The sequence below is a fragment of the Streptomyces geranii genome, from assembly GCF_002954775.1.
Lineage (GTDB): Bacteria > Actinomycetota > Actinomycetes > Streptomycetales > Streptomycetaceae > Streptomyces > Streptomyces geranii.
This window is the reverse complement of record NZ_PJME01000006.1, coordinates 179,696-201,786: the sequence shown is the minus strand read 5'-3', so window position 1 is coordinate 201,786 and position 22,091 is coordinate 179,696. Positions and strand designations below refer to the sequence as shown.

Below are 22,091 nucleotides of genomic sequence, written 5' to 3'. Positions count from 1 at the left end.
CAACGTGATGACTTTCGAACGGGACGCGAAGACCCTCGAACTGCCCTGGCCGTTCACCGGCCGGGAGGGCGAACTGGAGCTGCTCCGCCACTCGCTGGCGGGCGAACGGCACGGTGTCGTGGTGACGGGCCCCGCCGGACACGGCAAGACCCGGCTCGTCACGGAGGCGGTCCGGGGCACCGACTGCGCCAAGGTGAGCGGCACGCCGGAGACCCGGGACATCCCCTTCGCCGCGTTCGCCCACCTCCTCCCGGAGGAGGTGTCCCTGCACCGCGCGGTCCAACTCCTCTCGGGCGTACGGACCTTGCTGGTCGACGACGCCCATCTGCTGGACGACTCCTCGGCCGCCCTGGTCCACCAGCTGGCGGTGCACGGCCGCACCCGCCTGCTGGTGGTGGCGACGGACGGCGCCCAGGCACCCGGCGCGGTGTCGCGCCTCTGGACGGGCGAAGTCCTGCCCCGGCTGCCCCTGAAGCCGCTGCCCCGCGAGGAGACCGCCCAGCTGATCGCCGCCGGCGCCGGAAGCCCGGTCGAACCCCTCACCGCCCGCCGACTGCACCACCTCTGCCAGGGCGACCTGCGCCTGCTGCGCGACTTGGTCGGCGCGGTCCGGGAACGCGGCGAACTGACCCTTGCCTCGGACGAGTTGATGTGGCGGGGCCCGGTCCCGGTGACACCGGCGGTACGCGAACGGGCGGGCGAGGCACTGCTGAACCGCGCCACCACCGAGGAACGGGACACGCTGGACCGCCTGGCATTCAGCGAACCCCTCCCGCTGTCCCTGGCCACCCTGCCCTTGGGGACCCTGGAGAGCCTGGAGGCCGACGGCCTGATCCGGGTGGACGCCGAGTCCGAGGTCCGCCTGGCCCACCCCCTGCACGGCCCTGTGCTGCGCGCGAGCGCGGGCCAACTCCGGGCGAGGCGCCTGTCCCGCACCCCGGCTGAGTGCGCGGCGGCGCTGACCGCGGAGCAGGCGGAACTGGCCGACCGGATCGAGCGCACGGACGTCCAGGACCAGGCGGGCCCGGTAGGGGACTGGCTCGCGTCCGAACAGGCGGTACCCGCCTCCTACGCGACCGTCCGCTCCCGCTTCGCCCGACTGCGCGGCGAACTCCGCGAGGCCCTGTCCTGGGCCAGGGAGGGCCTGCGAGGCACCCCGGACGACCCGTCCTGCCGTACGGAACTGGCGCTGGCGTCAGCCCAGTTGGGCGAGGCGTCCCCCGGCCGGGCGACCACGTGGCAGCGGGCGGCGGACGGCGACATCGCGGGAGCGCTGCGGTCGGCGACGGCCCCCGAGGACAGGGGCGAGGGGGAGGCGTACGTCCTGTACGACGCCGTACGCCTGGGCGCCCCGCACCTGGTGGCGGACCGACTGGCCCAACTGCCGCCCGAGGAGGCGGAACCCCTGGCCCGGCACGCGGACGCCCTGGTCCGCCAGGACGGCCCCGCCCTGGACCGCGCCGCCGAACTCCTGGAGCGCAGGGGCCTGTTGCTCTTCGCCGCCGAGGCACACGCCCAGGCGGTCCCGGTGCACCGCGACCCGCGCGCGGCCCGCAGATCCCGCTCCCGGGCGATGACCCTGGCCCGCCGCTGCCAGGGCGCCCGCACCCCGGCCCTGTCGGGCCTGGTCCTGGGCGAACTCACCGCCCGCCAACTCCAGATCGTCACCCTGGCGGCAGCTGGCCTGACCAACCGAGAAATCGCCGACCGCCTGACCCTGTCGATCCGCACGGTGGGAAACCACCTGTACAGCGCGTACACCCGCCTCGGCGCCAACGACAGGGCGGCCCTGCCCTGGCTCCTGGAGGAGCCCCGGGCGGCACAGCCGGCGTGACGGACGGCTGAGGCGAGTCGGGGCTGCCCGGGTCCGGCCGGGCAGCCCCGCGGGGCCCTCGACCGCGTCGTCGCCCGGCACCGCGTCCAGCCCGCGTTCCGGGTGACCGCGGGCAAGGAGCCACGGCCACCCACCCCCGCCCCACGCCCACCCACTTCGCCTCCGGCACGGAACCCGCTCGATGAACCGAGCGCCACCCCGATCCCGCCCAAGCCGCCCCGACCCCCGCTCAAGCTCCCGGCCAGGGTCCGCTCAGGCCGACCCGAACGCCGAGAACGCCCACCCCGTCGCCTGATGCGTCGCGTCGCTCGGCAGTGCCGCGCGGGCGTCTCGCAGGGCCTCCGCCAAGGAGAGGCCCGCGCTCAGGCCCTTGTGGAGGGCCAGCATCAGGGGGACCACCGCCGCGTCGTTGACCGGTGCGCTGCTCGCCACCACGCCCGCCGTGCCCAGGGGGAGCAACGCCGTGACCAGGCCCAGGAGTTCGTCCGCGCCCACCGTCGCCAGACGGCCGGTGTCGCAGCTGGAGAGGATGATGCGGTACGGGCTGCGGCCCAGGCGTTCGAAGTCGTGCACGATCAGCGGGCCGTCGGCCATGCCCAGCGACGAGAACAGGGGGCTGTCCGCGCGGAAGGTGCCGTGGGCCGCGATATGGGCCAGCGCGGCGCCGTCCAGGGCGTCAAGTACCGCCGGGACCCGCGCGCCCTCGTGCTCCAGGACCGTCGGTCTGCCGTACCGGTCGACCAGGTCGGGGACCTCCGCCCCGCCGCTCGCCAGGCCCGGACCCCGTACGAGGACGTGCCGGCCGCCCGGCGGAGGGCCGGTCTCCTGGGCGCGGAGCCAGCTGCTCGCCGACGGGGACACACTGAGCACCCGCTCCCGCAGGGACGGGAGTAGCGCCCAGGGCACCCGGTGCAGGCGGCCAGGCGGGACCACGACCACCGGGCCGGTGCCCAGGTGCGGTACCGCCGCGCCCAGCAGCAGCCGCTCCAGCTTGCGGCCCGATGCCTCCAGGAGCGGCAGCCTGCCCTCGGCCCCCGGGTGCGCGAGCCGGCGGAGTGCCGCCTGGACGTGCTCGGCCTCCGTCACCGCGTCCGCCAGCAGGCCCGCCTCGAAGCGGCGCACCCGGCCCTCGCCGCACAACAGCACCTGCACCTGGCCGTCGACGACCGCGATCTCGATCAACCGCCCGCCGCTGCCCAGCCGTTCGAGCAGCCGGGCCGGGTCGAAGCGCTGCCCGTCGCCGCCGGACCCGCCACGAATGTGCAGGGTGCGGGAGCGCACCTCCTTTTCCAGGCGCCGCTGTTCGCGCTCAAGGGCCGGCACCGGGCGGCCGTCGACCCGGGCCTCCTCCGCGCGCGCGGCGATCTCCCGGAACGCGGTGAGGCTCCGTACGAGCGCCGGGTCGTCCGGCGGCCGGGCGGGCGGCGCCGACAGGACCGTCGCCCGCCACCGCTCGCTCCACACCAGCAGCCGCCGGGGACCACCGGACTCCAGGGACGCCCGCTGCGCGAGGGCCGCCAGCTCGGCGCCCTGCGCCGTCGCCCGGGCCCGCAGTTCCGACGCGCCCAGCGTGGTCCGGTGGTCGTCCAGTACCGCCAGCCCCCGCCGGCACGCCTCCAGCACACCCCGCCCGGAACCGGCCGCCTCCGCGCGCAGCGCCTGCGCCGCCCAGCCCGTCATCCGCGCCAGCGGCGGACCGACCCGCCGGCTGCGGGCGGCCACCCGCAGATGCTTCTCCGCGTCCTCCGTCCACCCCAGCGCGAGGGCGATCCGCCCCGCGAGCAGCGACGCCTCAGGCGCGGACGGCGAACCGAACGCGGCGAGCCGGTCGGCCAGCGCCGCCGCGTCCGCGACCAGCCGCCCCGATTTCCGCCCGGTCGCGACCCGCGCCTCGATCAGCACCAGCCGGGCATGCGCCTCCCACCAGCTGCGCCGCTGCCCCGCGAACAGGCGTACGGCCACGGCCGCGCGGGCGATCGCGGTGTGCGGATCGTCCGCGAGCCGCGCCGCCTTCGCGGCGGTCAGCAGCAGCTCCGCCTTACGGGTGCTCTGCCCGCCGATCCCGTCCAGCACGGCGAGCGCCGCATCGGCCTCCGCGACCGCCTCGGGGGCGAGCCCGGCCGCCATCAGCACCTCGCAGCGCCGGATGTAGAACACGAAGATCGGCGTACCCAGCCGGGCGTACCGCTCGGCCGCCTCGTCGAACAGCCGCAGCGCCGCCGGAATGTCGCCCGCGCGGAACGCGGCCAGCGCCCGGCTCTCCACGACGTCCGCCTTGTCGTGTTCCTGGCCGGTGGTGTCCCACATCTGCTCGGCGGCAGTGAAGTCGGCGTCCGCCCGCTCCGGGCGCCCCAGCGCCAGATGCACGGTCGCCCGCAGGGTCAGCGCCCGTGCCGTCCAGATGGTGTCGTCCGCCTGCCGCAGCACCGGAATCGCCCGCCGTACGTCGTCCAGCGCCTCACGGTGATGCCCCAGCACCCACCACGCGTACGCCCGCCGGTACAGCACGCGCGCGCGTGTATGCCCCGTACCCCGGTCGACCCCTTGCTCGAACGCCTCCAGGCCCTGCCGGGTACGGCCCGCGTGCACCAGCGCCACCCCGAGCGTGCCGAGGACGTCCGCCTCGCGCTCCGCGGAACCCGCGTCCGCCGCCAGATCGCGAGCGCGCCGCAGATGACGCAGGGCCACGCGCATGTCGCCGAAGTCCCGCTGCCACAGACCGATCACCTGATGGGCGACAGACGCGTGCAACGGCGTCGGATCGTCGCCGAGGACGGTCTCCGCCCGAGCGAGCGCGTCCTTCGGGCGGGCGAACACCATCGGCAGAAGTTCCAGAACCGTGTCGCTTCCCGCAGTCACTCAACGGATGGTAGTGCTCCGCGCCTCTCGTCACACAGGTTTGGCCATGGATAACTCGCTGTCCATCGCTGATCGATCCCTGTATCAAGAAACATGCCGCGGCCCCTGTATCACGCGGCGGCCCTGTTGCTCTCCATATCGGCAACAAAGGCAAGAGGGGATCGGTTCAAGGGGGAGGACATTCCATGGCACCGCAGCGTTTCCAGGAGCAGTTCGACCACATCCAGCGCTCCATGCCCGGCGTCGAGCTGGCGATGGGGCCGGACGACGCGGCCGAGTTCATCTACGAGAAGGGCGTCGTCCTCGCGCGTGACGGCGAGGAGGCGCGGATCGTCGAGGACACCGTCCGCGCGCACTTCACGACGTTCGCGGGACTGACCGCCGACGAGGTCCGCCGGGACAGCCCGGAGACCAACCGCTCGGGCATCACCCGCATCCGCGTGGGCGACCCCGCCCGGGGCGACCGGCGCGGCGACCGCGCGGTGGCGGGCGCGCTGCGCGCCCTCCGGGAGACCGAGGGCAACGCCCGTCGGCGCCTGGTCAGCCGCAACCACGTGGTGCACATCGCCCCCGTCAACGCCTGCCCCGGCGACGAGCCCGTCCCCGTCCCGAACAGCGCGGGCCCCAACCCGACGCTCGCCGAGAGCGGTTACGACGAGGACAGCGCCGTGGGCGTCCTCGTCATCGACACCGGCCTCATGCACGACTACGCCTCCTACCCGGCCATGGCCCACGTCCAGGGCGACACCCAGATCGACGAGTGCGACGCGAACGGCGTGCTCCAGCAGTACGCCGGACACGGCACGTTCATCTCCGGGCTCGTCGCGGCCGTCGCCCCCAACACGAACATCGTCTCCCGCAACACCCTCAACGACGCGGGCGCCATCCTGGAGTCCGAGTTCGGCGACAAGCTCTTCGAGGCCGTCGAGCGCGACGGCTGGCCAGCCCTGATCAGCCTCTCCGCCGGCACGTCGAACGGCAGCTCGGAGGGCCTGCTCGGCCTCACCGCGTTCATGGAGGCACTCCGCGAGCAGCCGCGCACCCTGCTGGTCGCCGCCGCCGGGAACAACGCCAGCGCCACCCCCTTCTGGCCCGCCGCCTACGCCGACAAGCCCGAGTACGCGCAGTCGGTGCTCTCCGTCGGCGCCCTGCGCAGCGACGGCGAGTTCGGCGCCTGCTTCAGCAACCACGGCCCCTGGGTGAAGGTCTACGCCCCCGGCGAGCGCCTCACCGGCGCCCTCACCGGCTTCCAGACCCCGGTGCCGTACACCTACCAGCACAGCACGTACGACTCCTGCCGCCACGAGTTCACCTACGCCTGCACCTGCCAGTACCCCAAGCACCTCGGCGTGCTGACGGGGGAGTACGAGACGACCTCCGGCACCCCGGACGAGGTGGAGTTCTCGGGCTTCGCGCAGTGGAGCGGCACCTCGTTCGCCACCCCGCTGGTCGCCGCACTGGTCGCCGCCCACATGACCGCCCACAAGGAGACCGACCCGCGCGCCGCCAGGCAGCAGCTCCTCGCCGCGAACACCGGCCTCGCCGAGGTCCGGGGCGCGGTCGTACCCGCGCTGCGCCCGCCCACCTGGAGCCCGGTTCCGGTCGTGAACATGCCGTCCACCCCATGAGGTCAACAGGCCTCCGTAAAAGGACATATCGAGTGAGGACCATGCGCAGGACGAGTGGAGCACCCCCTTCCACGGCGTACGATGACTGGCCGTACACGAGGGGTGGGGACGTGGACCGAGCTGCGGTCGGCGCATTGGTCCAGTCCGCCGTCGACGGCGACGCGGCGGGCTGGAAGGCGCTGGTGGAAGGGCTGAGCCCGCTGGTGTGGTCGGTGGCGAGAGCCCACCGGCTGTCGGACGCGGACGCCCACGAGGTCTACTCGACCGTCTGGTTCCGCTTCGCCCAGCATCTGGGCCGGATCAGGGAACCGGAGAAGGCGGGCTCGTGGCTGGCGAGCACCGCCCGGCACGAATGCCTCAAGGTCATCAAGAGCAGCCACCGGATGACCCCGACGGACGACGCGCAACTCCTCGACCGGATCAGTGACGACCGTACGCCCGAGCAGTGGGTGATCGAGTCCGAGGAGGCCTCGGCCGAGGCGGAGCGCATCCGGCAGTTATGGCAGGCGTTCGAGGAACTCGGCGCCCGCTGCCGCCAGTTGCTGCGCATCCTGATGTCCTCCCCGCCGCCCAGCTACCAGGAGATCTCCGCCGGCCTCGGCATCGCCGTGGGCAGCATCGGCCCCCTCCGCCAGCGTTGTCTGCGCCGGCTGCGGGTCCGGCTCTCCGCCCGGGGGGTGCTGTGAACAGCGACGCGCACGACAGCGACGGACCACCCCACGACTCCGACGACTTGGACGGCACGGCCGACATGAACAGCGCTGACGGCACGGACGACACGGACGGCTTCGACGACGAACTGGACGGCGAGGCCGACGACTTAGCGGAGTTCGAAGGCGACGACTCGCTGGACAACGACTTGCTGGAGGAGACCCTGCGCCAGGCCGCGGCCATAATGGACCCGGTCCCGGCGCAGCTCCAGCAGACCGCGGTGGAGGCCTACACCCTCTACTCGCTGGACACCCGACTCGCCGAGCTGACCTTCGACTCGCTCGTCCACGGCATCCCGGTCAGGGGAGTCCTGGACGCCCCCCGCATGCTGACCTTCCGCACGGACGAACTGACGGTCGACGTCGAGGTGACCGCACACGGCCTGATGGGCCAGGTGCTGCCACCCCAGGAGGCGAGGATCGAGGTGCTGAGCGGCCCGCAGCTCAGCTCACCGCCCACCCTGACCGCCGACGACATGGGCCGCTTCACCGGCGATCTGCGGGTCAGCGGCCCGTTCGCGCTCCGGCTGCGCACGGACGCGGAGGTCGTCATGACGGAGTGGCTGCGCGCCTGAGCCACGCGGGACACGGCCGGCAGGGGGCAGGTCCGACCGGGCCTGCCCCCGCTGCCGCTGTCACCCGGCGGCGACGAGCGGATAGTGACAGGCGACGGCCCGCCCGGAGGGCGTGACGGCCAGCCGGGGCCGCTCCACCGCACACAGCTCCCGCGCGTACGGACACCGCGTGTGGAAGGCACAACCGGCCGGTCTGGCCACCGGATCGGGTACGTCCCCGGTGAGCACGATCCGCTCCCGGCGCGGCGCCTGAGGGTCGCCGGTCCCGTCGTCGATCTCGGGCACCGCCGACATCAGCGCCTCGGTGTAGGGGTGCGCGGGAGCCCCGTACAGCGTCTCCGTGTCGGCGAGTTCGACGATCTCGCCGAGGTACATGACGGCGATCCGGTCCGACACATGGCGGACCACGCCGAGGTCGTGCGCGATGAAGACGTACGTCAGCCCGAACTCGTCCTGGAGGTCGGCGAACAGGTTCAGCACCTGCGCCTGGATCGACACGTCGAGCGCGGACACCGGTTCGTCGGCGACGATCAGCTTCGGGGAGGTCGCCAACGCCCGCGCGATACCGATGCGTTGACGCTGGCCGCCGGAGAACTCGTGCGGGTAGCGGTCGAGATGGGCCGCCGACAGCCCCACCACGTCGAAGAGTTCGGCCACCCGGCGCCGCACGGCGGCCGAGTCCCCGTACCGGTGGATGAGCAGCGGCTCGGCGACGATGTCCCCGGCCCGGCGGCGCGGGTTCAGGGAGGCCTGCGGGTCCTGGAAGACGAGCTGCATGCCCGGCCGTACGGGCCGCAGCCGGCGCGCGGACAGCGTGGTGATGTCCTGCCCGTCGAACTCGACCCGCCCGCCGGTGATGTCGGTGAGGCGCACCAGACAGCGCCCGAGCGTCGACTTCCCGCACCCGGACTCACCGACGATCCCGAGGGTCTCACCCCCGCGCACCTCCAGCGAGACCCCGTCCACGGCCCGCAGCACCTTGCGCCGCCGGGTGAGGGAGTCGCCGCGCAGGGCGTAGTGCTTGGTGACGTCCGTGGCGCGCAGCAGTACGCCGGGGTCGTCGGTTCGGGGCCGGGGGTCGGTGGTCACGGCGCGGCCTTTCTGCCGAGGGTTTGCGCGGTGGGCGTCGTTCCGCGTCCCGCAGCCGGCAGTCCGCAGCTCTGTGCGTCGCCGGTTCGGGGCCGGGAGTCCGTGGTCACGGCGCCGCCCTCCTGTTGAGTGCGCCGGGTGCCGAGTGCGCCGCCGCACGGGCCGACTCGCGCTCCCCGGCCGGCAGCCAGCAGGCGTCGCGGTGTTCCGACTCCCCGCTGAGGAACGGGCGTTCGTCGCACCGGTCGTGCCGTGCCGGGCAGCGGGGCGCGAACGCGCAGCCCTCAGGGACGCTCTCCGGCGACACGGGTACGCCCGCGATGGTGGGCAGTCGGCTGAGGCGCGGGCCGCCGACCCGGGGTACCGAGTCGAGGAGCCCCCAGGTGTACGGATGCCGGGGACCGTGGAAGACGGCCCGGCGCGGGCCCTCCTCGGCCGCCCGGCCGCCGTACATGACCAGCACCCGGTCGGCGACCTCCGACACCACACCCATGTCGTGGGTGATGATGACGACCGCCGAGCCGCGCGCGTTCAACTCCCGCATCAGGTCCAGTATTTGGGCCTGGATCGTCACGTCGAGCGCGGTGGTCGGCTCGTCGGCGATCAGCAGCGCCGGGCCGCAGGCGAGGGCCATCGCGATGACCGCCCGCTGCCGCATCCCGCCCGAGAACTCGTGCGGGTAGGCGTTCACACGCGAGCCGGCATCAGGGATGCCCACGTCCGACAGCAAGCCGACCGCCCGCGCGAGCGCCTCCTTCTTGGACATCTTCTCGTGCGCCCGGATCTGCTCGGCGATCTGCCAGCCGACCGTGTAGACCGGCGTCAGCGCGGTCATCGGGTCCTGGAAGACCATGGAGATCTCCCGGCCGCGCACCGACCGCATCTCCTTGTCGGGGAGGGTGAGCAAGTCCCGTCCACGGAAGAGGACTTCGCCGGTGACGGTGACGTTCGGGTTGGTCAGCAGCCGCAGCACCGCCAGCATCGACACGCTCTTGCCGGAGCCCGACTCGCCGACCACGCCCAGGATCTCGCCGGGCGCGACCGAGAAGGAGAGCCCGTCCACGGCGGTGACAGCGCCGGTGCGGGTGCGGAAGGAGATCCGCAGGTCCCGTACGTCCAGGAGGGGTTGCGATGGCTCAGGCATGGCGGGCCCTCGGGTCGAGTCGGGCGTACAGGATGTCGACCAGGGCGTTGGCGAGGACCACGAAGAACGCCGCGTACAGGACCGTGCCCATGATCACGGGCAGGTCCAGGTTCTGCAGCGCGTCGAAGGTGAGCTTGCCGACGCCGGGCAGGCCGAAGACGACCTCGGTGAGCAGGGCGGCCCCGCCCACCAGCGCGCCGAAGTCCAGGCCGAACAGCGACACGATCGGGATGAGTGAGCAGCGCAGCGCGTGCCGGACGAGGATGCGCCGCTCGGACAGGCCCTTCGCGCGGGCCGTGCGGACGTAGTCCTCGTTCAGCGCGCTCACCACCTCGCCGCGCAGCAGCCGGGCGTAGATGCCGGCGTACAGCAGGGCCAGGGTCAGCCACGGGAAGAGCAGATGCAGGGCCCACTGGCCGGGGTCCTGCCCCAGTTCGACGTACCCGGGTGGCGGTACCCAGGAGAAGACCGAGTCGTGCAGCCGCTTCTGGGTGAGGAGGTTGACGACCTCGCCGAGCCAGTAGGCGGGCAGCGAGACGCCCACGACGCCCACCAGCATGATCACCGGGTCCGCGGCCGTACCGCGCAGAGCGGCGGCGGCCGTACCCATGAGGATGCCGACCGTCATCCAGATGACCGCGGCCCCGATGACCAGCGACAGCGTCACGGGCATGGCCTGCACGATCTGCGGGACCACCTTCGAGCCGCGGTTGACGAACGACTCCAGGTCCCGGTCGATGAGCAGGTGCCGCATCATCAGCAGATAGCGGACCGGCAGCGGCCGGTCGAGGCCGAAGGAGTGGCGTACCTGGGCGAGGGTGGCAGGGTCCGCGTTGCGGCCCGCGATACGGGCCGCCGGGTCGACTCCCGGTGTGGCGAAGAAGATCAGGAACACCAGCACGCTGATCGAGAACATCACCAGCAGTGCGGAGAGAAAGCGCCGGAGCGCGAAGTACAGCATCGGATCACACCCCTCCCCGCAGCCGGGCGCTCGGGTCGAGGGCGTCGCGCACCCCGTCGCCGAGGACGTTGAGGGCGGCTGTCGTCAGCGCGATGAGCAGCCCGGGGGCGATCGTCACGGTCGGGCGGGTGTACAGCAGCCCGAGGCCGTCCTCGATGATCGTGCCCCAACTGGCGTCGGGCGGCTGGACCCCGACCGACAGGAAGGACAGCGCCGACTCGGTCAGCATCGCGAGCGCGGTCATCAGCGGCAGGAACACGATCGCCGTGGGCAGTACGTTCGGCAGCACCTCCCGCCGCATCACGCGCAGCGCGGGCGCACCCGACCCGATGGACGCCTGGATGAACTCCTTGTTCCGCAGCACCAGTACCTGCCCGCGCATCGGCCGTGCCACGTACGGCACATAGATCGCCGCGATGATCACGACCGGCAGCCACAGACTCCCGGCCTCGACGGTGACCGGTCCGAGGCTGAGCCCGTCGGTGAGCAGGACGACCGACAGACAGATCGCCAGCAGATACACCGGGAAGGCCCAGATGACGTCCAGGACACGGGAGATGACCGAGTCGACGACCCCGCCCGCGTACCCGGCGACGACCCCGACGGCCGTACCGACGACACAGCACAGCAGCGCCGCCGTGACCCCGATGAACAGGCTGGTACGACCGCCGTACAGCAGTCGCGCCATCACGTCCCGCCCCTGGTTGTCGGCGCCGAGGAAGTAGTGGCCGAAGTCCCAGGTGGGCCCGATGGGCGTGACCCCGAGCCCGAGTCCGGTGCTGCTGGGCGTGAGCACGGGCACGGTCCTGCCGTCCACGACGGTCGTCCCGGAGACATGGGACTGGAAGGGGTTGGTGTGCGCGATGTGGTCGGCGTACAGCGGGGCCAGCAGCGCCACGGTGACGACGACGAGCAGGACGAGGGCCGCCGCCACCGCCGACCGGTTGCGCGACAGGTCGGCGGCGGCGGTCCGCCAGGGGCCCGGCGAACGCCGCCGGGCCTCGGGGACGGCCAACTGGTCGGTGAGAGTGCTCACTTGACCCACAACTGCCCGACGAGCATGTAGAACTGCTTGCTGAACCGGTAGTTGCCGACCCGCTTCGACGTGAAGTCGATGATCTTCGGGTTGATCACCGGGACCACCGGCGACTGGGCCATGATGTCCTGGTCGATGGTCGCCCACTGCTGGTCGGCGGCCTTCTGGTCGGTCTGCCCGGTCTTCAGCGCGGTCTGCATCCGCGCGTCGATGCCCTTGTCGCAGAACCCGGAGATGTTGATGCTGGAGTCGCTGCCCGGGTGGTAAGAGGCGCAGGACAGCAGCACGTTGAGGAAGTCGGAGGCGGCCGGATAGTCCTGGTACCAGGACGTCAGCGCCAACTGCACCTTGTTCTTGGTGTTCTGGATGTACGTGAACTGGATGTTCGCGGAGAGCGGCTTGAGCGTCGCCTTGTAGCCGAGCTGGGTCAGCAGACTCTGCAGATACTGCCCGATCGATTTGTTCACCTCGTCGTCGCTGACAACGATGCCGACCTCCTGCCCGGCCGTCCCCGACTCCTTGACCAGCGCCTTCGCCTTGGCGAGATCGGGTGCCGACCAGGTGGCCCCGCCACCCTTGGTGTACTGGCACTTGTCGACGTGCCCCGGGAAGCCCGGCGGCAGGATCGTGCACGCGGGCGAGGCGAGGTTCTTGCCGCCGTACAGCCCGACCACCGCGTCCCGGTCGACCGCCCAGTTGATGGCCTGCCGCGCCAACTTGTTGTTGAACGGGGCCGAGTTGACGTTCAGCGTGACATACCAGAAGGCGGTCAGCGGATTGACGTGCGCCTGCGAGGCGTAGGTCGTGCCGATCTCGTTGAGCCGGTCGGCGGGCGGCGGGTCGAACATCCAGTCCGCCGAGCCGTTCTGGACGGCGGTCACCTCGGACTCGACGGTCTGCCCGAAGGTGTAGTCGACGTCGTCGGCGTAGGCCTGGGGCTGGGCGTCGCGCGACCACTCCTTGAAGTACGGGTTGCGCACCAGCTTCAGCGCCCGGTTCGGGTCGTACGAGGCCGCCATGTACGGTCCGGTCGTCGGCAGCGGAGTGGTCCCCGCGTCCTTCGCCGGCGAGTCCTTCGGCAGCACACTGGCGTGCGGGACGGCGAGCTTGTACGTGAACTCCGGGTCCGGCGCGGTCAGGTTGACGGTGACCGTGCCGGCCGCCGCGTCGCCGACGACACCCTTGGCGAGCGTGCAGGACGCCGGGGTCTTGAGACAGGCGTCGGCGCCGACGATGCCGTTGTAGAAGGTGCCCGCGGTCGGGCTGGACACCTTGAAGATCCGCTGGAAGGACGCCACCACGTCGTCCGTGGTCACCGCCTTGCCGGTGGAGAACTTGATGCCCTTGCGAAGCGTGAAGGTGTACGTCTTGCCGCCGTCGCTGACCACCGGCATGGCCGCCGCGAGGTCCGGCACGACGGTGAACGACTCCTGCCCGCCCGTCTTCTTGAACGCCAGCAGGCCGTCGTACATGGACTGGTACAACTGCCAGTACTGGAGCGTGTAGTTGACCTGCGGATCGAGGCTTCCGGCCGCCGCGTGGGCGACCAGCTTCAGCGTGCCGCCCTTGTGCGCGGGTTGGAAGGCGGCCGACTGCGCGTCGCCGCTCGCGGTGGACGTCGGGTCGGACGAGCCGCTGTCGTCGGAGGACGAACAGGCGGTCGCGGTGAGCGCGAGGGCGGCGGTCACGGCGGCGAGGACGGTACGTCTGGTGGTTCGGGGCATCGGGGAACTCCCAACGGTGGAGCGGGTGTTGAAGACGATGAAGGGTGAGGGGGTGACTCAGTCGGTGGAGTCGAGGAAGTCGCCGACGACCTGGAGGTACAGCTCCTCCTCCTCGACGTGCGGCATATGGCTGGAGTGCTCGAACATGTGCCAGCGCACATCGGGGATGAGATCGGCGAAGGGCCGCAGCGTGTCGGGAGTCGCCTCGTCGTGGCGGCCGGACACCAGCAGGGTCGGTGCCTCGATCAGACGCAGCCGGTCGACGACCGACCAGTCCTTCATCGTGCCGACGACATGGAACTCGTTCGGCCCGTTCATCGTGTGGTAGACGGTCGGGTCGGCCGCGATGTTGTCCCAGGTGGCCTGCACCTCGGCGGGCACCGGGACCGTACGGCACACATGGCGCTCGTAGAAGACCTGCTCGGCGGCCTGGTAGTCGGGGTGGTCGGTGGTCCCGGCGGCCTCGTGGGCGAGCAGGGTCTCCTGGACCTCGGGCGGAAGCGCGGCACGCAGTTCGGCGGCGCCGGCGAGCCACAGCTCCATGGAGGCGGGGGAGTTGGCGATGACCAGCCCCCGCAGCCCGGCAGGACGGCGCACGGCGTGCTCGGCGGCGAGCATGCCGCCCCAGGACTGGCCGAGCAGGTGATAGGAGTCGGAGATGCCCAACTCCCGCAGCAGATTGTCGAGTTCGTCGAGAAAGAGCTGCACGGTCCAGAAGTCGGCGCCCTTGTCGGGCAGATGGGTGGAGCGCCCGATGCCGAGCTGGTCGTAGTGGATGACCGGGCGGCCCTGCCGGGCGATGCCCGCGATGCGGAGCGTGTAGTCGTGCCCGGCGCCTGGTCCGCCGTGCAGGACGACCAGGGGTGTCCGGCCGGGTTCTCCGGTGGTCCGGTACCAGGTGGACCAGCCGTTGAAGTCGATGGTCCCGGTGTGGTTCGGTTCGGGGATGGCCACTGAGGAGTCTCCGAGGGCAGGCAGAATCAAGCCAGTCGACGTCTGAAAAGGGTTGGGTGTTGGTGGATGGCTGACATACTGTTTGGGTAAATGCTCAGTCCACAAGACCTTTTAAGTCCTTTTAGCGGTGGCCCGGTAGAAGTAACTGCGCGTTTACGCGCCCGGAACCCGCGACCGACCGGAAGGGCCGGACCACTGACTGACGAGTTCTCGCGGCTGCTCGACCGCGCCCTGTCCAGCGGCGCCCCCACGCCCGAACTGCGCCCGGTGCGGATTGCCTCTGCGGTGGACGAGGTCTCCGACCGGCTGCTCACCGCGATCGCCGTCGGCGACTTCCTGCCGGGGGAGCGGCTCCCGGTGGAGCGCGAGCTGATCACGCTGCTCGGGGTGAGCCGACCCACGGTGCGTGAGGCGGTGGGCCGGCTCCAGGCGGTCGGCGTCATCGAGATCCGGCGCGGCCGGAACGGCGGCGCCTACGTCCGCGACAGCTGGACCGAGTCCTCCGGCGCCGCCGTCCGCCGTACCCTGCTGCCGCGCTGGGCGGAACTGGAGCAACTCTTCGACCTGCGCGGCCTGGTGGAGGGCATGGTGGCGGCGACGGCGGCCAGGCGCCGACGCCCGGAAGACCTCGTACCCATGCGGGAGGCCCTGACGGCCTACCTGTCGGCGAGCGACCCGCGCGAGGAACGCGCGGCCGACAGCGCCTTCCACCGCAGCATCTGCGACGCCACGCACAACCCCCAGATCGCCATGCTCAGCCGCGACCTCCTGGCCCGCGCCAGCCTGGGCTTCCCGGTCGAACCCTGGGGCAAGGGCGAACGCACCCACTTCCACCTGGCCAGCGAGGACCACAAGGCCCTCTACGAGGCGATCGCCGCCGGCGACCCGGACCGCGCGGAGGAGATCGCCCGCGACCACTTCACGATCAGCGCGGACATGATCCGCGAGGTCTTGGCGAGGGTGAGGGACACAACGCCGTAAAGACGAACCCCGCGCCCCAAAGGGGCGCGGGGAACTGCGCGACCAGCCCCCACAGGCCGGCAGCCGTCAAACAGCCTTAACCCAGCGTCGCCAACGTCGAGTTCCAGGTAGCAGAAGGCCGCATGACCGTCTTCGCCTTCTCGACGTCCGGCTGGTAGTACCCACCAATGTCGGCGGGCTTGCCCTGAACGGCGATCAACTCGCCCACGATCGCCTCCGAGTTGGCAGTCAACGCCTCCGCGAACGAGGCGAACGCCTTCGCCAGATCCGCGTCATCCGTCTGCGCAGCCAGCTCCTGCGCCCAGTACAGCGACAGGAAGAAGTGGCTGCCCCGGTTGTCGATCCCACCCACACGACGGGTCGGCGACTTGTCCTCGTTCAGGAAGGTGGCCGTAGCCCGGTCGAGCGTGTCGGCCAGAACCTGCGCCCGCGCGTTGCCGGTCGTCGTCGCGAGGTGCTCGAAGCTGGCCGCGAGGGCGAAGAACTCACCCAGGCTGTCCCAGCGCAGGTAGTCCTCCTTGACGAGCTGCTGGACGTGCTTCGGGGCGGAGCCACCGGCGCCCGTCTCGAACAGCCCGCCGCCCGCCATCAGCGGGACGACCGACAGCATCTTGGCGCTGGTTCCCAGCTCCAGGATCGGGAACAGGTCGGTGAGGTAGTCACGCAGTACGTTGCCGGTCACCGAGATCGTGTTCTCGCCGCGCCGGATGCGTTCCACGGACAGCTTGGTCGCCTCGACCGGGTTCAGGACCCGGATGTCGAGACCCTCGGTGTCGTGCTCCGGCAGGTACGCGTTGACCTTGGCGATCAGGTTGGCGTCGTGCGCGCGGGTCTCGTCCAGCCAGAACACCGCCGGGTCGCCGGTGGCACGCGCGCGCGTGACGGCCAGCTTGACCCAGTCCTTGATCGGCGCGTCCTTGGTCTGGCAGGCGCGGAAGATGTCACCGGCGGCGACGGCCTGCTCGATGACCACGTTGCCGGCCTGGTCGACGAGGCGGACCGTACCGGCGGCCGGGATCTCGAAGGTCTTGTCGTGGCTGCCGTACTCCTCGGCCTTCTGCGCCATCAGACCGACGTTCGGGACCGAGCCCATGGTCGACGGGTCGTAGGCGCCGTTGGCGCGGCAGTCGTCGATCGCGACCTGGTAGACGCCGGCGTAGGAGGAGTCCGGGAGGACCGCCAGGGTGTCGGCCTCGGCGCCGTCCGGGCCCCACATGTGGCCGGAGGTGCGGATCATGGCCGGCATCGACGCGTCGACGATGACGTCGGACGGCACGTGCAGGTTGGTGATGCCCTTGTCGGAGTCGACCATGGCCAGCGCCGGACCCTCGGCCAGCTCGGCGTCGAAGGACGCCTTGATCGCGGCACCGTCGGGAAGGGACTCCAGGCCCTTGTAGATGCCGCCGAGCCCGTCGTTCGGGGTCAGACCGGCAGCGGCGAGGGTCTCGCCGTACTGCGCGAACGTCTTCGGGAAGAACGCGCGTACGACGTGACCGAAGATGATCGGGTCGGAGACCTTCATCATCGTGGCCTTGAGGTGCACGGAGAACAGCACGCCCTCGGCCTTGGCGCGGGCGATCTGCGCGGTGAGGAACTCACGCAGCGCGGCGACGTGCAGCACGGACGCGTCGACGACCTCGTCCGCGAGGACGGGTACGGACTCGCGCAGGACGGTGGTCGTGCCGTCCTCGCCCACCAGCTCGATGCGCAGCGAACCGGCCTCGGAGATGACCACGGACTTCTCGGTGGAGCGGAAGTCGTTCTGGCCCATGGTCGCCACGTTGGTCTTGGACTCGGGGGTCCAGGCACCCATGCGGTGCGGGTGGGTCTTGGCGTAGTTCTTGACCGAGGCGGGGGCGCGGCGGTCGGAGTTGCCCTCGCGCAGGACCGGGTTCACGGCGGAACCCTTGATCTTGTCGTACCGGGCGCGGATGTCGCGCTCCTCGTCCGACTTCGGGTCGTCCGGGTAGTCCGGCAGCGCGTAGCCCTGGCCCTGCAGCTCGGCGACGGCGGCCTTGAGCTGCGGGATGGACGCCGACACGTTCGGCAGCTTGATGATGTTCGCCTCGGGCGTCTTCGCCAGCTCGCCCAGCTCGGCGAGGGCGTCGGCGATGCGCTGGCCCTCCTCCAGGAACTCGGGGAAGACGGCGATGATGCGGCCGGCCAGCGAGATGTCCCGGGTCTCGACGTTCACCCCGGCCTGCGAGGCGTACGCCTGGATGACGGGCAGGAACGAGTGGGTCGCCAGGGCGGGCGCCTCGTCAGTGTGCGTGTAGATGATGGTCGAGTCAGTCACCGGGTGCTCCGCTCCACGTCTGCAACATTGCTCGACATCAAGATATCTCGTGATCGGGTCTCACTCGACAGCGGTCCGTACCGAACTCGAATGCAGTCGGTTCGGAACCCGATCGCAGTTCGTTCGGACAGGCGTGCAACCGATCCGGCCGATCTTGTGGTCTAGGTGGTAGATCCGCACATCCGACTGCGGCGGCCGGACCTGACCAGCCGGCCGCCCGAGCGAAAGCGACCCATGAGATATCGCACCAGACTGACGGCACCGGCGGCTGTTCTGCTCGGCACGGCCGCGGCGACCACGCTGGCTCCCGCCGCCCACGCGGCGGCCGGGACGACCACCAAGGGCGCTTCCGGGGGAAGCGCAGGCCCGGGCCCCGAGACCCTCGGTGACCCCGTCTACCCGAGCCTGGGCAACGACGGCTACCGCGTCTCCGACTACCACCTCGACCTCGCCTACGACGCCACGACCAAGCTGGTCGACGGCAGGGCGACCCTGCGCATCCGCACCACCCAGGCGCTGACCCGCCTCTCCCTCGACTCCCTCGGCCTGGACATCCGCTCCGTCCGCGTCGACGGCCGCACGGCCACGTACGAGCAGGTCGACGAGAAGCTGAGGATCACGCCCGCCCGTACGCTGCGCGCGGGCGCCCGGGCGACCGTCTGTGTCGAGTACGGCGCCGACCCGCGCCGCGTCCTGAGCCACACGGCCTGGGTCGCCACCCCGGACGGCTTCGCGGTGTGCCCGCAGCCCAACTCCGCGCACACCGTCTTCCCGTGCAACGACCACCCGGTCGACAAGGCCGACTTCACCTTCCGGCTCACCGTTCCGGGCAACCTGCGCGGAGTCGCCAGCGGCGCCCTCGTCCGCACCGAGAGCCTGAGTGGCGACCGGACCGCGTACACCTACCGCTCGCGCTCGCCCATCGCCACCGAGATCGTGCAGATCACCGTCGGCGACTACGTGATCAAGGACCGCCAGGGCCCGCACGGCCTGCCGCTGCGTGACGTCGTCCCGGTCGCGCGCGCCGAGGCCCTCGAACCGGCGCTGGCGCTCACCCCGAACCTGGTCGCCTGGATCGAACAGCGCCTGGGCGCCTACCCGTTCGAGACGTACGGTCTGCTGCCCGCCAACACCGACGACCCGGCCGCCTTCGACTTCACCGGCCTGGAGACGCAGACCCTCACGCTCTACAAGCCGAACTACCTGCTCCAGGAGGAGAGGTTCATCGGCTCGCACATGATGCACGAGCTGGTCCACTCCTACTTCGGCAACAGCGTCAGCCCCGGCACCTGGGCAGACCTGTGGATCAACGAGGGCCACGCCGACTTCTACGGGCTGCTCTACCGCTACGAGCGCGGCTGGGCCGACTCCATCGGCCTGACCACGATGGAAGCCCGGATGAAGAACACGTACGCGCGCGGCGACCAGTGGCGCCACGACTCCGGGCCGGTCGCCGCGCCCAACGAGGCCAACCTCTTCGACAGCCAGCGCTACCTGGGCGGCGTCCTCGTCCTCTACGCCCTGCGCCAGCTCGTCGGCGAGACCACCTTCACCGCGATCGAGCACACCTTCCTCGACCGCTACCGCAACGCCTCGGCGACGACCGAGAACTACATCTCGGTCGCCTCCGAGGTCTCCGGCCAGGACCTCTCCGGCTTCCTGCGGGACTGGCTGTACGGCACCACGACCCCGCGGATGCCCGGTCACCCCGACTGGACGGTCACCCCGGTCCGTACGGCACTGCGCACACCGCAGAACCGTACGGCCGGTCATCACGACAACTCGGCGACCCTCTGAGTCACCCCCGGTCGAGCCGGACGGGGGAGACCTCGCCCGGCTCGACCTCGGCGCCGCGCTGCTGCGGTATCACCACCGCGCCCTGCTGCAGCGCCACCGTGCGGGTGGGCGCCGGAATGCGGATGCCCTCCGCCTGGTAGCGCTTGTGCAGGCGCTTGATGAACTCGTGCTTGATCCGGAACTGGTCGCTGAACTCGCCGACGCCCAGGATGACGGTGAACCCGATCCGCGAGTCGCCGAAGGTGTGGAACCGGACGAGCGGCTCGTGGTCGGGGACGGCACCGGTGATCCCGGTCATCACCTCGGCGACCACCTCGATGGTCACCTTCTCGACATGCTCCAGGTCGCTGTCGTACGCCACCCCGGCCTGGACCAGGATCGTCAACTGCTGCTCGGGACGCATGAAGTTGGTCATGTTCGTCTTGGCGAGTTCCCCGTTGGGGATGACGACCAGGTTGTTGGAGAGGTTGCGGACCGTCGTCTGCCGCCAGTTGATGTCCTCGACATAGCCCTCCTCGCCGCTGCTCAGCCGGATGTAGTCACCGGGCTGGACGGTCTTCGAGGCGAGGATGTGGATGCCCGCGAAGAGGTTGGCGAGGGTGTCCTGGAGGGCGAGCGCGACGGCCAGACCGCCGACGCCCAGGGCGGTCAGCATCGGCGCTATGGACACGCCCAGCGTCTGCAGCACGACCAGGAAGCCCAGGGCGACGATGACGACCCTGATGATGTTGACGAAGATCGACGCCGAGCCGGCGACCGCCGCCCGGGACTGGGTGACCGTCCGCACCAGCGTGCCGACCACTCTGGCGACCGTCAGCGTCGAGACACCGATCAGCACCACGGTCAGCGTCTGGTTGACGTTGTGCCCGACCGTCTTCGTCAGCGGCAGCGCCGCGGCGGCGACGGCCGCGCCCCCGATGAACGCCGACCACGGCACCACCGAACGCAGCGCGTCCACCATGACGTCGTCCCCGCTCCAGCGGGTGCGGTCGGCGTGCCGGCCCAGCCAGCGCAGCAGCATCCGCAGCAGGAAGGCGGCCAGCAGGCCCACGGCCAGGGCGATGCCCGCGACGACCAGGTCGTCCACGGTGAGGTCTCGCTTCACCGGTCACCTCCGAGGAGTGGATCCGGGGCGCCCAGCGCCACCGACGGCCGGATGTGAAGTCTCGTCACGTGCCACCTGTTCGAAACGTCTTGAGAATGCGATCAAAGACCGGACGTCTGTACGAAGTCCGGTGATCACTCATCCTGCCGCATCCGAACTGCCCCTCAGCACCGAGCGGTTCGGAACCCGCCACCGAGCAGCTCAGGCGGGGAGCGCATCGCAGACGTCCGCCGGGTGCACCTCCCACGCGGGGAAGGGGTCCTCGTACGCCGTGTGTGCCAAGTCACCTGCGTACGTGGCCAGTTCCGCCTCCGTCAACAGGCACCGGGACAGCGCGAGCCGCAGCGACTGGCGCCGCAGGTCGGTGCCGATGAACACCAACTCCTGGCCCGCCACGGGGGGTTCACCGCCCTGTGCCAGCGGCTCGAAGCGGGCCACCGAACCCGCCTGCGACCACAGGCCCGTCGTGCCGGGACGGGAGGCGAGGGTGAAGAAGCCCTTGGAGCGCAGGACCTGGCCGTAGTCGCCCGCGTCGAGCGGTCCGGTGAGCAGGTCCCAGAGGCGGCTCGGGTGGAAGGGGCGCGGGTCGCGCAGCACGAGCGAGGAGATGCCGTACTCCTCCGTCTCCGGGACGTGGTCGCCGTTCAACTCGGCCACCCAGCCCGGTGCTTGCTCGGCCCGTTCCAGGTCGAACAGGCCCGTGCCGAGGAGTTCGGCGGGGTCGATCGTGCCCCGGACGGTGCGGTGTACGCGGGCGGCCGGGTTGAGGCGCCGCAGGGTCGCCTCCAGGCGGTCGGCCGTCTCCTCGGGGACCAGGTCCGTCTTGTTGAGGAGGATGACGTCGGCGAACTCGATCTGGTCGACGAGCAGATCGCTCACCGTGCGCTCGTCGCCCTCGACCGGGGTGATCCCGCGTTCCGACAGGTCGTCGCCGCGCGCCAGTTCGGGCAGGAAGTTCACCGCGTCCACGACAGTGACCATGGTGTCGAGCCGGGAGACGTCCAGCAGGCTCGCGCCGTCGTCGCGGGCGAAGGCGAAGGTGGCCGCCACGGGCATGGGTTCCGAGATTCCGCTGCTCTCGATGATCAAGTAGTCGAAGCGGCCCGCGCGGGCCAGCTTCCCGACCTCCTCCAGGAGGTCGTCCCGGAGGGTGCAGCAGATGCAGCCGTTGGTCATCTCGACCAGCCGCTCCTCCGTCCGGGAGAGGGCGCCGCCCTCCCGTACGAGGGGCGCGTCGATGTTGATCTCGCTCATGTCGTTCACGATGACCGCGACCCGCAGGCCCTGACGGTTGCCGAGAAGGTGGTTGAGCAGCGTCGTCTTTCCGGCGCCGAGGAAGCCGGAGAGCACGGTCACGGGCAGACGGGGACCGGCGGAAGTGGTGGGCATGCCTCCGCA

The 22,091-nt window shown here is 71.0% G+C and carries 16 protein-coding genes; 6 read left to right on the top strand and 10 right to left on the bottom strand.

All coding sequences use genetic code 11. From position 1 onward, the window contains the following. Nucleotides 1-7: 7 nt before the first annotated feature. Nucleotides 8-1,834: a LuxR family transcriptional regulator AbsR2 gene (locus tag CW359_RS11570; RefSeq protein WP_105969929.1), complete on the top strand. Its 1,827-nt coding sequence runs from the start codon at nucleotides 8-10 to the stop codon at nucleotides 1,832-1,834. A 252-nt stretch (nucleotides 1,835-2,086) separates the two neighbouring features. Here CW359_RS11570 and CW359_RS11565 read toward each other — a convergent pair whose 3' ends face one another. Beyond that, the gene (locus tag CW359_RS11565) at nucleotides 2,087-4,693 is read right to left on the bottom strand and encodes a CHAT domain-containing protein (protein ID WP_105969775.1); all 2,607 of its coding nucleotides are present in this window, start codon (nucleotides 4,691-4,693) and stop codon (nucleotides 2,087-2,089) included. A 185-nt stretch (nucleotides 4,694-4,878) separates the two neighbouring features. Between CW359_RS11565 and CW359_RS11560 the strand changes: the two genes are divergently transcribed. The 3 genes from CW359_RS11560 (at nucleotide 4,879) to CW359_RS11550 (ending at nucleotide 7,606) form a co-directional block, all read left to right on the top strand. Then, a complete protein-coding gene (locus CW359_RS11560; protein WP_105969774.1) occupies nucleotides 4,879-6,321 on the top strand; it encodes a S8/S53 family peptidase in 1,443 nt (480 codons plus the stop codon). 41 nt (nucleotides 6,322-6,362) lie between these two features. Continuing rightward, nucleotides 6,363-7,007, top strand: coding sequence for an RNA polymerase sigma factor (locus CW359_RS11555; RefSeq protein WP_105969773.1), 645 nt, complete (start codon nucleotides 6,363-6,365; stop codon nucleotides 7,005-7,007). 65 nt (nucleotides 7,008-7,072) lie between these two features. Next, nucleotides 7,073-7,606, top strand: coding sequence for a hypothetical protein (locus tag CW359_RS11550; RefSeq protein ID WP_105969928.1), 534 nt, complete (start codon nucleotides 7,073-7,075; stop codon nucleotides 7,604-7,606). A gap of 60 nt (nucleotides 7,607-7,666) precedes the next feature. Here the strand turns inward: CW359_RS11550 and CW359_RS11545 are convergent, their stop codons facing one another. The 6 genes from CW359_RS11545 to CW359_RS11520 all read right to left on the bottom strand — a co-directional run bounded on the left by CW359_RS11545 (nucleotide 7,667) and on the right by CW359_RS11520 (nucleotide 14,514). Beyond that, complete coding sequence (locus CW359_RS11545; protein ID WP_105969772.1) at nucleotides 7,667-8,695, bottom strand: ABC transporter ATP-binding protein; 1,029 nt, start codon at nucleotides 8,693-8,695, stop codon at nucleotides 7,667-7,669. A 106-nt stretch (nucleotides 8,696-8,801) separates the two neighbouring features. Further along, on the bottom strand, nucleotides 8,802-9,839 hold the full coding sequence (locus CW359_RS11540; protein WP_105969771.1) for an ABC transporter ATP-binding protein: 1,038 nt from the start codon (nucleotides 9,837-9,839) through the stop codon (nucleotides 8,802-8,804). Then, nucleotides 9,832-10,800 carry an ABC transporter permease gene (locus CW359_RS11535; protein ID WP_105969770.1) on the bottom strand — a complete coding sequence of 323 codons (969 nt, stop codon included), beginning with the start codon at nucleotides 10,798-10,800 and terminating at the stop codon, nucleotides 9,832-9,834. The genes CW359_RS11540 and CW359_RS11535 overlap by 8 nt, the downstream gene beginning before the upstream one ends. A 4-nt stretch (nucleotides 10,801-10,804) precedes the next feature. Continuing rightward, the gene (locus CW359_RS11530) at nucleotides 10,805-11,836 is read right to left on the bottom strand and encodes an ABC transporter permease (RefSeq protein WP_105969769.1); all 1,032 of its coding nucleotides are present in this window, start codon (nucleotides 11,834-11,836) and stop codon (nucleotides 10,805-10,807) included. Beyond that, nucleotides 11,833-13,560 (bottom strand): ABC transporter substrate-binding protein, encoded by a 1,728-nt coding sequence (locus CW359_RS11525; protein WP_105969768.1) that lies wholly within the window; start codon nucleotides 13,558-13,560, stop codon nucleotides 11,833-11,835. The genes CW359_RS11530 and CW359_RS11525 overlap by 4 nt, the downstream gene beginning before the upstream one ends. 57 nt (nucleotides 13,561-13,617) lie before the next feature. Next, nucleotides 13,618-14,514, bottom strand: coding sequence for a proline iminopeptidase-family hydrolase (locus tag CW359_RS11520; protein ID WP_105969767.1), 897 nt, complete (start codon nucleotides 14,512-14,514; stop codon nucleotides 13,618-13,620). A gap of 267 nt (nucleotides 14,515-14,781) precedes the next feature. Here CW359_RS11520 and CW359_RS11515 point away from each other — a divergent pair, with 267 nt between their 5' ends. Beyond that, entirely contained in the window at nucleotides 14,782-15,495 is a 714-nt protein-coding gene (locus CW359_RS11515) for a FadR/GntR family transcriptional regulator (protein WP_232838350.1), read from the top strand. Between the two features lie 76 nt (nucleotides 15,496-15,571). Here the strand turns inward: CW359_RS11515 and CW359_RS11510 are convergent, their stop codons facing one another. Further along, a complete protein-coding gene (locus tag CW359_RS11510; protein ID WP_105969765.1) occupies nucleotides 15,572-17,791 on the bottom strand; it encodes an NADP-dependent isocitrate dehydrogenase in 2,220 nt (739 codons plus the stop codon). Nucleotides 17,792-18,025: 234 nt separating this feature from the next. Between CW359_RS11510 and CW359_RS11505 the strand changes: the two genes are divergently transcribed. After that, entirely contained in the window at nucleotides 18,026-19,588 is a 1,563-nt protein-coding gene (locus CW359_RS11505) for a M1 family metallopeptidase (RefSeq protein ID WP_105969764.1), read from the top strand. 1 nt (nucleotide 19,589) lies between these two features. Here the strand turns inward: CW359_RS11505 and CW359_RS11500 are convergent, their stop codons facing one another. Continuing rightward, entirely contained in the window at nucleotides 19,590-20,693 is a 1,104-nt protein-coding gene (locus CW359_RS11500; RefSeq protein ID WP_105969763.1) for a mechanosensitive ion channel family protein, read from the bottom strand. A 201-nt stretch (nucleotides 20,694-20,894) separates the two neighbouring features. Continuing rightward, complete coding sequence (locus tag CW359_RS11495; protein ID WP_105969762.1) at nucleotides 20,895-22,082, bottom strand: GTP-binding protein; 1,188 nt, start codon at nucleotides 22,080-22,082, stop codon at nucleotides 20,895-20,897. Between the last annotated feature and the right edge of the window lie 9 nt (nucleotides 22,083-22,091).

Excerpts from the sequence above, each read along its gene's own strand:
- CW359_RS11570 (WP_105969929.1), top strand. The coding sequence starts at position 8 with ATGACTTTCGAACGGGACGCGAAGACCCTCGAACTGCCCTGGCCGTTC.
- CW359_RS11560 (WP_105969774.1), top strand. The coding sequence starts at position 4,879 with ATGGCACCGCAGCGTTTCCAGGAGCAGTTCGACCACATCCAGCGCTCC.
- CW359_RS11555 (WP_105969773.1), top strand. The coding sequence starts at position 6,363 with ATGCGCAGGACGAGTGGAGCACCCCCTTCCACGGCGTACGATGACTGG.
- CW359_RS11550 (WP_105969928.1), top strand. The coding sequence starts at position 7,073 with ATGAACAGCGCTGACGGCACGGACGACACGGACGGCTTCGACGACGAA.
- CW359_RS11540 (WP_105969771.1), bottom strand. The coding sequence starts at position 9,839 with ATGCCTGAGCCATCGCAACCCCTCCTGGACGTACGGGACCTGCGGATC.
- CW359_RS11535 (WP_105969770.1), bottom strand. The coding sequence starts at position 10,800 with ATGCTGTACTTCGCGCTCCGGCGCTTTCTCTCCGCACTGCTGGTGATG.
- CW359_RS11525 (WP_105969768.1), bottom strand. The coding sequence starts at position 13,560 with ATGCCCCGAACCACCAGACGTACCGTCCTCGCCGCCGTGACCGCCGCC.
- CW359_RS11505 (WP_105969764.1), top strand. The coding sequence starts at position 18,026 with ATGAGATATCGCACCAGACTGACGGCACCGGCGGCTGTTCTGCTCGGC.
- CW359_RS11495 (WP_105969762.1), bottom strand. The coding sequence starts at position 22,082 with ATGCCCACCACTTCCGCCGGTCCCCGTCTGCCCGTGACCGTGCTCTCC.